Annotated in this window: 6 protein-coding genes and 1 pseudogene; all 7 read right to left on the bottom strand. The window is 37.9% G+C overall.

Features of this window, described 5'->3' with window-relative positions:
* Positions 1-261 precede the first annotated feature (261 nt).
* Entirely contained in the window at positions 262-2,673 is a 2,412-nt protein-coding gene (locus AC3WQ3_RS17960) for a zinc-ribbon domain-containing protein (protein ID WP_492473002.1), read from the bottom strand.
* 506 nt (positions 2,674-3,179) lie between these two features.
* Positions 3,180-3,419 carry an AVAST type 1 anti-phage system protein Avs1c gene (avs1c, locus tag AC3WQ3_RS17955; RefSeq protein WP_492473001.1) on the bottom strand — a complete coding sequence of 80 codons (240 nt, stop codon included), beginning with the start codon at positions 3,417-3,419 and terminating at the stop codon, positions 3,180-3,182.
* Positions 3,420-3,431: 12 nt separating this feature from the next.
* Positions 3,432-9,329: a trypsin-like serine protease gene (locus AC3WQ3_RS17950; protein ID WP_492473000.1), complete on the bottom strand. Its 5,898-nt coding sequence runs from the start codon at positions 9,327-9,329 to the stop codon at positions 3,432-3,434.
* Between the two features lie 12 nt (positions 9,330-9,341).
* Positions 9,342-10,556 carry an AVAST type 1 anti-phage system MBL fold metallo-hydrolase Avs1a gene (gene avs1a, locus AC3WQ3_RS17945; RefSeq protein WP_492472999.1) on the bottom strand — a complete coding sequence of 405 codons (1,215 nt, stop codon included), beginning with the start codon at positions 10,554-10,556 and terminating at the stop codon, positions 9,342-9,344.
* Between the two features lie 1,164 nt (positions 10,557-11,720).
* Complete coding sequence (locus AC3WQ3_RS17940) at positions 11,721-12,851, bottom strand: hypothetical protein (protein WP_492472998.1); 1,131 nt, start codon at positions 12,849-12,851, stop codon at positions 11,721-11,723.
* Positions 12,852-13,164: 313 nt separating this feature from the next.
* Positions 13,165-13,384, bottom strand: a pseudogene (locus AC3WQ3_RS17935) (hypothetical protein); the annotation flags it as partial.
* Between the two features lie 97 nt (positions 13,385-13,481).
* Complete coding sequence (locus tag AC3WQ3_RS17930; protein WP_492472997.1) at positions 13,482-14,582, bottom strand: AlbA family DNA-binding domain-containing protein; 1,101 nt, start codon at positions 14,580-14,582, stop codon at positions 13,482-13,484.
* Positions 14,583-14,623: the final 41 nt, after the last annotated feature.

Genomic DNA, 14,623 nt, shown 5'->3' with positions numbered 1-14,623 from the left:
CCGGGCCTCATGAAGTGCTCTTATGTTCTTTTGAAACTCCAAAGCTTCTTCATACGTCTTAAAATATCTCATTACATTCCAACTTACCTGGTTCTTTTTTACTAGGAATTATATCTGAAATACGCAAATTATATACGCCCATCACTGCAAACAATTCCAGATCTACACCGAGTAAATTGATATTCTCAGACTGCAAAAATGTAAAACCAGCGGCTTGACTAATTAACCGATCTTTATCAAAATTCTCAGGAGGAACGAATGCTATTTAACACACCTAGGACACCATTTTCCTTGTTGTATGTTATTTGGCTTAGCTTCCCACTCGTGCCCATGAACACATTTCCACATTAGCTTGGTGTGTGCATTAATATATTCCGTAGATAAACATTCTCCATTTCTTTTTCTAGCTAGTTCAATCATATCCTCTATGGACTTTCTCTGCCTAATTGAAATTTCGTTTCTTCTACATGTCGGGCACCAAGATCCTTGCTGAATGTTATTAGGATTGGCGAACCATTCATGACCTTCTTTACATTTCCAACGTAATTTTGTTTGACTATTTACGTAGGTATCGGATATACATATTCCATCATTTTTCTCCGCTAGCCTCTTCATATCTCTAATATTATTTTTTCTATACATACCAGAACTTTTCGAAGAGCATGTAGGGCACCAACTTCCATTTTTCACACTATAGGGTGTAGACTCCCATTGGTGGCCCACCTTACATTCCCACCTAAGTTTAGTGTCAACATTATAATAAATTCGAGATAGGCATCTACCTTCTCTTTGTTGTGCTAATTCTTTTAACACTTCTAGTTTGTTAATGGTTTTACGTTGTTTTTGGTCTTTCTTACACTGAGGACACCATCTTCCTCTTTGGACATAATTAGGAGACGACTCCCATTGATGTCCATGCTCACATTTCCAAAGTAATTTCCTGTCAATCCCACTATATATTTCAGAAAGACATTCCCCACCATATTTTGCTGCAATTTGTTTCATGTCATTTATTGTTTTTGAATTACATGATGGGCACCACGAACCTTGCTGAATACTTCTAGGAGCTGCTTCCCACTGGTGTCCCATATGACATTCCCATAATAATGGTGTTGTATTATTACTATATTGGGTGGACAGGCACTTACCATTCTTACTTTCGGCCAATAAATGCATATCTTTAATGGTAATCAATCTACCAGAACATCTAGGACACCATGCTCCATTTGAAATACTTAAAGGTGTTGCATTCCATACATGACCACTTTCACACTTCCATGTTAACTTTGTACTGTTATTTGTATATGAGTCTGATAAGCATTCCCCTCCCTTTTTTTGTGCGAGTATTTTCATATCTTCGATAGTTCTCCCTCGACCTAAGCACAGGGGACACCATGAGCCTTTTCTTATGTAATATGGAGAGGCCTCCCACACATGTCCTTCTGAACATTCCCAACTTAATTTCTCATCACTCCCATTGTACTCATTCGAAAGACAAATCCCATTTTTCAAACCAGCTAGAGTATGTAACTCATCTAATGGATTAAACCCTTTATAAAAACTGCTCCAATCTAAGTCAGTATCCAAAGCATCATATCCTAATTCCCATAATTTCTTCTGAAGAAACTCTACTTTATCCGTATCACTTTCAATATTATATGGAATCACTATAAGATGTATAGCTTTCTCCTTACAAAGCTTTTCCTTTTTTAGATCTCTTAACTGTTGTTCAAGAAAAAGTTCCTCGCTTTGATTGTGAAAATAAGGGGTATATGAATAGTGTTGTCTTCCGTGGTACTCAAAAGCCAATCTAAGCTCCTCATTGTATCCATCAAGTTCATAACTGTTTCCAAATTCTCTCCTCGTTTTAAGAAACTTTTTCTGTGTCAGTGACTCCAAAATAAATCTGCACTTCTCTTCATTAAAGAATACTGAATTATTATTGCATTTTGGACACCAACTGCCCTTTTCAATTGAATAAGGTGTAGATATAAAATCGTGCCCTTTAGTGCATTCCCATAAAAGTGGATCATCAACATTAATGTACTTTTTAGAAAGAAGTTTTCCTCCTCTCCTACCTGCTAATTGTTTCATATCTTTAATTGATTTTTTATTGTTTCCAGCACAAACGGGACACCAAGATTTTTTGTTTAAAACACTATTTGGAGTTGCATCCCATACATGACCTTCTTTGCATTGCCATTTTAGTTTTCTAGTCATTGTAAAAAATTGAGTAGATATGCATTTACCGTTACGCTCCTTTGCAAAAGCCTGCATATCCACTAAACTCTTATTTCTACCCGCACATGTTGGGCACCATTTTCCCGAGTATATATTACTGGGATATGCTTCCCACTGATGCCCCTTAGAACATTCCCATACTAGCTTTGAATTCATATTTGAGTATTCGCTGGATATACATCTACCATGATTTCGTTCTGCCATAACTTGCATGTCTTGAATTGTTTTCCTTTTAGAGATGGCATTCTTGGTATGAGCACACGATGGACACCATTTTCCTCTTTTAATATTATTCGGGGTCGCTTCCCATACATAACCACAATTACATCTCCACTTAAGTTTCGTATTACTATTGGTATATTCAATGGATAAGCATAACCCTTCTCTCTCTATAGCCAAATTTTTCATTTCTTGTATCGATCCTTTAGCCACCATCTTATCACCTTTCTCTTCATCATCATTATTCCGAAAAACAAACTGAAATAACCCAAATTTAATTGATTTAGAGGGTTCAGGCTTGATGATCGTTATAGGTAAACTATGAATTATAAAGCCTCCATTTAAAGTAAAGTCTTCATTGTGGCTTAACTCTAATGGTTTCTACTTGTTATATGATAAAAGATAGATATATTTTTTATTTCAAGTATATTATATAGACTGAAAATTGTGTTGATTGTTATGTATAAAATTCGCGACTTTGTTGAACTTATGAAAACAGGCACACATCTAATCGGCAATCGGACTATGTTCTTATCTCTCGACATGTAAGGCTAAGTCTACTTTACTTACTAAAATGAGCCTAAATCGGCTCTTATTGACGTATGAGAGCAGGTGCTTTTATAAACTATCATACCTGCGGGTTTATCGATATTGCTGGGGGAGATAACAGACAAAGCCGAAAGCCTGACTATTCAATAGTCAGGCTTAAAGTGGTGTAGCTACAATTCCCACTGACTCATGTTTGCCATCATATTTACATGAAGCCGAGCTAACTCATCGACACTTAAAAAGTCAATACGATTATTCGGTAGCACCCTTACCTTTCGAAGCCCCTCAATCGATTTATCAACATTAGGCGTAAAACGCATTTTATCGTTCCGAAGAAGTTCTGCAGCTATGAAAAAATTTCTCTCGAATTCCCGTCTATTTCTGGGTGTTTCCATTTGTTCAAAGTTCATTGGAATTCCCTCCTAGTCAAAAGGGTAAATCATTTTGAAACCACGGTCAATGATAAATGATCTATTGAAATCATATTTTACAAGCCACACCAATCTCCAAGGTGTTAAACTTAATTGATTTACCGCTTCTTTTGATACGAGTAAACGGCATCCTTCCCTAAGAGGCATCCCAATCCGATCGACATCCCAATCTCTACCTTCCAACCAACTTTCTCTAATTACATCTTGTTCCCTAATTTCACCTAAAACCTCCACTAAGTAAGGATGAAGAAATGCCGGCGTCATAATACCACCAGACAATTTAGGTTTCGGCTCAACTTTATATACTGCGGGGCCATAAATATGGGAATCAGTAGTGGGTGTGTTTTGAAAATTGGGCTGTTCATTCGAAAAATAGGACTGGTACACATCATCCAGATTGAAAGGACTTTGGAAAGCATTTTGCCCTACAAGGAAACCAATAATCTCTATCAGTTTAAATCGACCTTCTTCTAGACAAAATACTGTCTCTAAATAATGCAGGTAATCATAGGCACCCTCATGCGTACAATTCTCTGCATGATCCCCTTTGCCTGAGATTAAGTCATTGACTGACGAAATTAGACTAGGTTTACTCGTTAGTCGTATTCCTTCTCTAGGAAAGTATGGATTGTATATACGCAAATGATTAGCCACCCGAGTCAAATGTTCTTTACCCACTCTCTTAGAGAGTAGATTGTTTATTCCTTTCCGAACAACTATTTCGAGTCGTTCAAATTCCTGATTAGATCTATAACTTCTTGTTACATAAATATCGGCTCTTATGAAATCTTCAACGCTGAGAGGAAGGCACAATTCTGATACGTACTGCATTATTTCTTGATAATCGTTCTTATCCAGTACACCTATTTGTTCCAAAGGTTCGAGAATTTCATGAAAATGACTTAACCAGTATGGCGTTTCTACTCCTTCGTTAAAATCAAATAGTCTCTTTGGGATTTCATTTAGGAAACTCTCCGATAATATTGTATAATAATCATTCGCATTAGCATTATTCTTCCCAGCAAGTTTGACGATTTCCATAAAAGTATGTTTGACCATGAAATGATCAAGTTCGACGATGCGTTCTTGATTCTCTTTTATCTGAATATATTCCCAAACCAAACTAGCGTCCTCTATCGCTAAGCTGTGCAAAATACCAGCACAGATTTCAGGAGAGAGGCTAGTGTCTTTGGATATACTTTTATTAATAAGCATTGGTACAAAGAAGCTTGGATCTGTTCTTACAAGCCCCTTCATTATCTCTGGTGCACGATCTTCAATAACGCTTTTAGGATGGTTGAACAGCCAAATGAATAAATCTGTCATCAGTACGTTGTTGGATACATCCTGAGATTCTTGTTCAAACCATTCATATTTCTCAATGTAAGCATCCGGGGTTCTTAACATGAAACGAATGTGCTCCAGTAGAGAATGAAATATTGAACTAGCATCAGAGCTATCCAACTTTTCCCCAATAGAAGTAATAAGTTTATTTACAATCACCCAATCATTAGCATGAATTTCGTTCAAAATCAAACTACATAGTGATTTAACAAACTCTTCGGTCGAACTTAAGCCAGATAGCATCTCAAAAGTTTCAACAACTTCTGCTCCTGATCTGCTTGTCCATATATCCCACCCCCCGAACTGAACTTCTTTCAACCCCTCAATAAAATGTTGCTTTGCTAGATCGATATTTTCTATATCAAGTTGATCCTTAGCTAATAGCATTTGCTTAGCAAGTTCTGTCAGTGAACTTCTTCTTCCGAATGTACCAGGAAGATATAATCCATCATTCTCGTCATCAGTATAAGCTTTGTCTGAAATATCTATATCTTGTGTTGCTCTACGAGTCCAATCAGAATCACCCTCATCTACTTCCAAACGCATACCAGCTTTTTGGAGTAAGGAAATTAGATGATTGTAATTACTATCTGACAAATCTCTCTTCAAATACGATAACAGGCTCTTTCGATTATCAGGTGACATATCAGATATCATAATTCTAAGCAATCGACGATAGAGTACCGGAAGTTCATCAGAACCGATTGTTTCCCGTTCATTTAGCAAATCTGCCATAATTTTTGTGTACCGATCAAAATAACGATCATCCCCGATCAGGTACAATTCACAGAATGCCCACTTCAATAAACCTTTCACATTTGGAGCATTTTCGAGAATCTCTAAAATACAACTTTGTTCATCCAGTCCTCCAGCGCCGAAAATATAGCCTTTCCCGGTCTCTGGAGTATCAATTTGGTCTTCTTCAGCCAATTGAAGAACCTTTTCGGGTATAGGAAGGATAGAATTTTTAAAGTATTCTACTGCTTGTGTGACTCTCCCCATAGTGCATAAGTTTCCGATAAAAGCTTCTTTGACTTGACGAACATAACGTTGAAACGTAATTTCTCCGGATGCAAAATCGTAATGTCCAGCAATTTCTTTTAAGTGGTTCGACATTTCACCCGAACTTTGTAAATAGGTGATGCCCGTTTCTAGAAGTGTGAGTTGATCTTCCTTATACCATGTAGGTCCCATTGAAGTATCCAACATGTGCTGGAATGCTGCTTTGGAACGAGGTTCACTTCCTATTCTTGCATAAATTTCTGCTATCTTAAGTAAATCCTTTGATCTATCCCAACGATTTTGCACCCCAAGAATAATGTGGTCTTCCAACATTTTTAACAACCTAAATGTACTTTTGACATACTTTTTACTTTTAATCATTTCTTTTATAATTGAGTACATTGCCTGACGAAAACCTTCGGTATATAAACCTAGTTGATCTAAGGAGTGGGACTCAATTACCTCAACAAATTGAGGTAATTTATCAATACAATATTTTATATAAAAGGAGGCAATTTCATTGAATACAAACGGGTAAAATTCTTCTGGCAAAGCATAACTTCGATCCCATTTTACTCTCTCCTTAAGAGAAACAATTAACTTAGGCAACAAATATTGCTCTACCACCGTTGCCACGTTATTGATTGAATCATCCTGTTTAGCAGATTTACCTTTCCACGCTTTTCCCAAAACATAGCCAACAAGCGAAACGAGTTCTTCAAAATATAGCTCCCAATTAGAAGTACCATAGTTCAATATCGATGGATAGTTATCCCCTTCGTCTATAAATCCTTTGTACCTCCATGCATCTAAATAATTTGTAATCGACTCGTAATCAAAATCAACTCCATTAGATTCCCGTATTGAAAATGTAGTCTCCTTTAGATCCATTTGCTCATCAATCAACTGGGCAACGATATCCACCTCGAAATCCACATCAGTTAATGCAGTAAGTATTAAATATCTGTCATCCTCGTCAATACCGTAATGCTTTATTACATATTTAATATCTTGGATAAATTCGATATATTGAGAGTTCTCCACCGAGGAATCTCCCCATGCCTGAAATCCCTCCAAATGAATAAGCATTTTACATAATAAAGTTGAAATTCCATGTCCAAAAGCGGTCTCCTGTTCATAATGCTGGATTGAGATGTACATGCCTCTTTTCCAAAGCAAATATGCCCTATTAAAGGCAACGATATCTTCGATTAGCCTTGAATCCTCGTCAACAGATTCGCTCTGTTTTAAGAGTACAATGAGACGCTGAATGTGATTGGAGAATTCATACACTGGGTTTTGGGAAGTCATTCCAGACTTTATAGTCAATGCAGCATAGTACGTGATTATGGTTATATTTGGTACTGATCCCCGTTCCAGTTCGTTTACAAATTTCAAACGAATTGCTCTAAAAAGTTGCTCAGCTTCATCTATTGCTCCAGCTTCATTTAGTCGGTGTAAAAAAAAGATTGCATTCACGCCTGAGACAATTAGAACCGATTCACGGATAATATATCGAATAGCATCCTTTGGCCTACCCATTGCAATTAAGGTACTAGCCAGTTCAGCCGCATATCTGGCAAAAATATCATTATATCTAAAGCTGATACGTTGAGATAAGAGTAGAATACTAATAACTGTGCTAATATTCCCGCCAGTAATAGCAGCATTCAAGACTTGTTTTAAATCTTCTAATATAATATCTGGTTCTACATGTACTGTAGCGCACCTATCCGCCCACTCCTGATTACAGTAAAACACACTCTCTTTTCTCATCTCTTCGTCAGCGTTTAACATGTGAAAAAGAATGTTTTTTACTGCATATGAACACTCAGGATGATCAATACAGAATTGCGAAATGGCTCTATGAACTCGTTCTTGTATCTCAATTGTTCTTTCATTAATGTACATAGCGAAAGAAGAATGGTACATAGAAATGGTTTCATCGTTAACCAATAAATGTTGTACTTTAGGAAATACAGTAAAGAAGTCGAACCTAGCTTCGACAGGGAGCATTAGCTCCAATGATGCTCTATCAATACCGCTGCGCAATCTTGAAACAGTAGCCAAAATCCAAACTTCATGTTGATGTTTTCTAACTGTTTGCCAAATTGATTCGTAGTAATTCCCAATCTCGCCATCAAATACAGGCACATCTCGGATCCAACTTTCAATTTTATTGACATCATCTAACTGCTTCACATATTCAACCAAGTAACGTAAATAAAGTGGATGGCCTTCGGACTTCTCAGAAATGGAATCAACTAATGCGAAGGGAAGTTCCAGTCCAACTGTTCTAGTTAAAATGTAGTCTCTACACTGCTTTATTTCAAATGGTACTACTTTGATTACTCTATTTAGTGAACACTGTACCTGAAGGTGGGGAGGAAGGACTTCTTCTGTTTGACAGGAGATAATCACCACGATATTTTCAGGTAACCTTTCTGGTATTAAACTAAAAAATTCTGTGGTCTTGCCCAGTTGGTGAACATCATCAACTCCATCAATTAAGAAAACACCAATCTGATTTTTTTTCACGTAGTGCGCGGATAATTTATGCAGTCCGTCGCTGAGATGGGCAATCCATTCATGTAAAAGCCGATCTCTCTTTTCTGGTACAGTATTGTAGAGAATACGATGTATGTTCGCATCTAACCATTCTGCAAAAGTAAATTCAGACGCCCGATATGAAACAGGGGTATTACCCAAATCATTTCTAACGAAGTACTTTCCACAAATATCAATTTCCTCTGACTCAGGAATATAAGTTGCGTTAAATGTGGTTTTCCCAGAGCCAGGGCTCCCTTTCATCAATAAAAAACCGTGTTGAGCTTCAATAATATGTTGTTCCAAATCTTCAAATACAGGACGGTTAAGAAGAGCTTCTTTTGCGACTTCACTCAACCCTTCAGGAAGCTCATTCGATTCAGGGGCTATCTCATATAAAATTCCATTTTTTTCTAGAAACCCGCTTATTTTTTCGATACTAATTGCACCTAGAGAGCCTTCGAGCTGTCTAAGAACAACACCCTGTACAACTCCATTAATAATGACCGGAGACCCAGACAAAGCTTCGGTACCATCATCATCATCGTAACCGATTTCATCATTCGGTGATAAATCCAGATCCCAAATTAATGCTTCATTCTGAATTCGAGCTCGATTTACAAGCCCACTAATCTTTTCCCCAGCAGTCAATTTAGCCTTCGGATAACCAAAAGTTTCCCAAGGGCTATTGTAACGAATTGGAGCACTAACAAGTTTCAAACCCTGTACGTCATCAAGAGGCTCGAGTAATTCGAGGAGGGCAATGTCCAAAGTATCATCTAGATCAATAACTTTGGCTTTCACTGAGAATTCCTTATCATTCAAATATGGAATCTCTATTGTGACTCCTTCATTTGGGTCGTGGGCATGCCCTGCAATAACATGTTCAGCTGTTAGCAGCCAACGGTCACTGATTAGAAACGCGGTGCCACGCTCACTACATGCATCACATAAAACACGTACTATCTTTTTCTCAATCTGAGAGAAATGTACCATACAAAAACCACCCTAAATTTCAATTATTTGTCCTTCTGATGCAATTCGAACTTCATAATTATACTTTTGTTTCCGCTGTTCATCATCCATGTAATTCGATGCAGGGGTTTCATAGTTAAAGATCAAATTTCTCTTCTCTTTGCTCTCTCTGCACACGATCCTAGCAAGTGTAATTAAATCAGGGTGATGGAACTTTACTCCATTTGTTGACACGAAAAAATTTGCAGAATCAATGAGGTTAAGTAAACCTGGACTTGTGTTACTACTTGACCCATGATGCGAGATTTTTACTGCGTCAAACCAGATCATTTCTCCTCCATACAGAGATTTAAGTTCTTGCTCAATAATACTAGGATGAGAATCGCCCAGAAACAGAATTTTTTTCTCCTTAAATTGTAAAACAAACGCGATTGAGCTTCCGTTAGTAGCTCTTGTATCCTCCGTGAAGGGTGTTCTCAACAATTCCTCCAGATCTATTGGGGACGAAGAGATTTCCTTTTCTTGATTGACTACAGCCTGTGCTTTCTCCCTAGATACAAGAAATTCAAATGCGTCATCAAAAAAAGCGTCATCAGTGATCTCCTTCCTATATCCCATTTTATATAATTTTCTCTTCCAATATTTCTCTAGTTCTTTCAGTTGATTAAGTCTAGGGGAAAGTAAGGTAATCATCACATCGCTGTTGAGATGAATTTCACTTCGATTCTCGACGCATACTGCTTGTCCAGCAAAATCAATGTTCCACGAGTATCCCCCCTGAAGTATCAAACTAGCGAGCGAAGAACCCTGTTTTGCACTAATTGGTTTTTCTTTATTTTCTGTTTTTTTAACTTCGCTTGGATATCCTTGTGCCGTAACCTCTTCGAGGAGCTTTTTCTCTCTCATTCCTAGTACTTGCGAGGAAGAACTCTTTTCCCACTGAAGATGTCTAAAGCTGTTGTGCCAAACTTTATCAATAGGGACGATTTTAGAGGTTTGTTCATTTTCCTCTAATAGCTTCAGTGCTCCCGATAAGTGATCAGCATCGATATGGGTAATCACGAGCAGTGCTAAACGTTCGCCACTTTCATTAAGAAATAACAATCTATCCCGAATACATTCCTCATAAGTTGAAATAAAGCCCGTATCAATCAAAAGGTTTATTTTTTCCTTTTCTTCATGCCTACATGAAATCAGAAAACTGTCCCCATAAGAGGCTGGAAACATCTCAATATTAATGCTATACATTCTTTCATCCCCCATTTGATTTGGGCAGTTTAATGACCTCCGAATCATACTGCCTTAAGATTAAACTACTATCTACTTTATGTAGATTAACTTTAACATGGAAGTCGATGACTAAAGTCATCTCTGAAGACTGAAGTTCTCCTGATCGTCCTTAAACTTAAGTATATTCAAGATCCGACTAAAACTCGCCTTCTATCCGATACGTTTCATTTTTTCTTCACTTAACTTATTCACTATGTATTTCCCAATCATCTCATCCGTTACTTTCCCCACAGTTGCACAGTAATAACATTACTATTGTTCTAACGAATCACTGCACCCAATTCTCCAAATTTGTAATGATCTTTAAACGATTGTGAGTGCTGAGATCCCGAATTGATAATCTGACGTAGACTAGCTTCAAGCAGCCAATCAATTTCCTTTTCGGAAATACGAAATTCGGTTAGTTAACGTTATTCATGATGGTGATTGTCACAGTCTCGACACACTGGGACTTAAGCGCCAGCTCCTACGTTGATTTACCCAAATCGTCAAGCTTGCCGCTTAATAGGTGTTGTAGTTTAATACAAGCGCCATAAACACAGTCTTACTATTCTAAACCTTTTCGCCAATTTGCTGGGCTAAGTGGTTAGATTTGATCCGCGCTTCATTAACACTCACCAACTACTTCCATTTCTCTGACACACCCAGATTAGGCTACGGATAAAAGAGGTGAACGATTTGTCCCAGTTGGAAGCCGCTCGTACGTTCATTACGCTCCAGGCCAGCCCGAAGCCGCTGATGCGCGGTTATTGAGCCAAACAGATCTTCCAGTACGAGCAGCGCTAAATCGGCTCAAACTATATACAAAAGCAAAAAAGGAATAACCCAAGTCCTGGTACTAGCCGGTGAATGAATTATTCCTCATATTTATGTTATGGGTCGCTAGATACGGGATGTATAATCCATCAGATTTATCTACTATTGTGACTGAGTTTGTCTCATTGCACCAAGTTGACATGTATGATCCCCTTCATCTACAGAACAATCTTTAACAGTCAGCCTTTTGTTAATTTATAGTCTGCTCCTATTTAGATACTTCGTTGTTCATAAAGAATGAAAGTTCCATCTGATACTGGTTAAACAAACATCTCAGTTTTTATTGAAAATGATATTTTTTATAAATCATTTAATGTTTTTTTCATTGCCAGTGAGCCTAGCTAAAAGCAGGAGTTGCAAGTCGAGCTTGTTCGTGCGCCGACTAATATAAGGCGGTAGAACCCCATTACTGATAAGACGTCTTAGATGATAGTCCACCCGATCAGCCCTGAAGTACGGATTGTTCAAATACTCGAACACTTTCTCCAGATCGTAATGTAGTCTATTGAATTTAGGTGATCTTGAATGTAGTAGATGTCCATGAGTCATATCATTTTCACAATATGTCATGCTCTGGAGCGCTTCGTATAGCTCATCTACCAATACATGTAGTGAATTCAAATATTGCTCTACTTCTTGCCGTTCCTCCTTGGGGAAGTCCTGCGGAGCAGTAAAAAGTTCGATCAGCGTCTGGATGTCATAATGATATCCATCACCCTCACGAATTCGAATACTGTTCTCCTTCAAAAGAATTTGGAGCTGCTCGACAACATCGGAGCTGCTACCAATCTTTTGCCTTCGCTGATCCTTGATAAAGATATCATTCATTTTTTCAATTTCGCTTATCATGCTCGATAAGAGGGAATATCGTTTAACTGTATACTCATGAATTTTGGCGAAACTCATTGAGAAACGAATAGGTTGAACCTCGTCAGGATTGTTACTGTAAAGATAAACCGAATAATCTCCGTTATCACCTGAATTGCTAATATCGCTAGACCAAGAAGCGAAGTACTTATTTGTACTTTTTGTTCCATCAGCGCTTCTTAAGTCGACTGGATGTGCTCCGAAGCATGCCCGGATCTGTGCGAAATACGCATCGTCGGGAACAGTCGTATTAAATACTGAATCGTCCTTCTTGAGCGGGTATTCCATATTAAACACACGATGGAGCTGTTCAATGGATTGAAGGACAATATCGTATGTTGTAATCAACTGTAGAACGTTCAATGAACGGACATCATCATGGGAATGTGTCAACTCGATGTAAGGCAAGCCGTTAACACTTACGGAGAGCCAGTCTTTCGCAGAGCAAATTAAGCTCCAAAGGTTCTTGCCATTGTAGTTGCTGTAAGTATTAATCAGGAAATCATCATGATCGCTTACAGCTTGCTTAAACTCCTCAAGTAAGGAGTTATCAAGAATATATGAGTTCATATCATTGCACCTCCTTCTTTATGATCAAACTCAAAACTTTCTTCTTCAAGAATTAGTGTAACTCTACCTGGAAAAAATCGTCACACATCCGTTTTAGGCTTCAACTGTCAGTTCCAATGAAAGGCCTCATCCGTGACTCTAACCCATTGGTACAGTATATTTTCGTGCAGCCACCGGCCCGGTACATCAAACAAATGAAAATAGAGAAGAGCAAATTGGATCTGGACTAGACATTGGACACAGAAAACCGAGAGTGCGACAATAAGAGCATTCAAAGTAAGGTCTCCAAAATGATAGGAAAACAGTAGGTATAGACCATTTCAAGGTACTCTGTCCCGAGAATATCTTTTAAAGTGATAGTGTTTCCTTCCTTAATTGTGCCGATTTGATCATGAAGCGAGACGTCAATGCACGTTTTAGTGAGGAATAAAAATGCATCAGAATATCGTTCTCAATACATCGGGTTGTAAACGTTGGTCTTTTGCCTGTCCGAAGCTCTCTATTACTTCGTTCAGACCAATCGTGCCGATGTGATAGATTCTAAACCGGTCATAATGTTGAAGAATTTCTCCTACGACTTTATACATGATCTGCCCATTCTGCTAATTGGGTAAGTGTTAACGCATTGCATTAATTCAACTCATGAGAATACCTCGAGAAACCGTAGGCATTCCAAAATGCATCCATGATTGGTCGGAGTAATTCGGGGAGATTTACATGTTCTACATCCTCAATAAGGACTTCTGGAAAAATCATTTTGTCTGATTCATAAGGTACTACATCATGTTCAGTAAAGTAAGTATCAATGTCCATAGCTGTTAACCCCTCGACACCGTAAAAGGAGAGCAATGCATAAACTGGTTCCATTATTTCTAATGATCTATAATTCTGTAGCGAATAAGCAAATGTCTTCCTCAAAGTGTCGTAAAGTCTTTTACCTGAAGTCTTTTTCTCTTCAATTATTCTTATTGTTGCATGTTCAATTATCCCATTCCTAAACAGTTGAAATTTGCACGATTTATCTTCTGATTCCGAATAAACACCGGTGAAATTAATTCTTTTATTATCATTCGAAGTGCCTATAGGAGTTGACCTAACCTGATTAAATATTCCTGTTAAATCAACTACATTGAGATTTTCAAAAGCCGATACTGGAATAAAATGCAGCAGTATGAATGGCTTATAGCCATATTTCTCAATATGATAAGCTGCCCGCTCGGCATGGAAATCTGCATACTTTGTGTTAAACTCTGTACTACCCAAAAACATATGGCGAAGCTGCTGCACATTCAATTCGTACTTGCCATTCGATTGACGGGCATAGAACTTGGAATTATGCGATCCTCTATGCGGGCGAAGCCAGCTTCTTTGTGTGCGGATCAGGATAATATATTTTGATTCTTCAATTTCAATAAATTCAATATCGATGTTCGTGATCCTGGGCTCAATTCGATTGCGAAAAATTTCGAGCAACCTTAGCTTTTCTTTGTCGGTATCAAGACACTCAACCCCAATAAGACTAACTGGGACACCCGCTTCTTCATCAATTCCAATCAACAGATCGCCGCCTTGGGTATTCGCAAACGATATTATTGCCTCGCATAATTGTTCGGGACGAATCATATCCCTCTTATAATCAATTTTCTGACCCTCTTTTATCGGGGATTCCCCCATAAGAGACTCAAAATCCTTAAGATTTATTTGATGAATTGGTTTATAAAATAATGACATTAACTCGCCCTCTCCGATCTATTTGATAAATATATGTATAC

It is taken from the genome of Paenibacillus sp. FW104-T2, from assembly GCF_058789975.1.
Note: the sequence above shows the minus strand (reverse complement) of the source record. Positions and strands in the feature narration are given on the sequence as shown.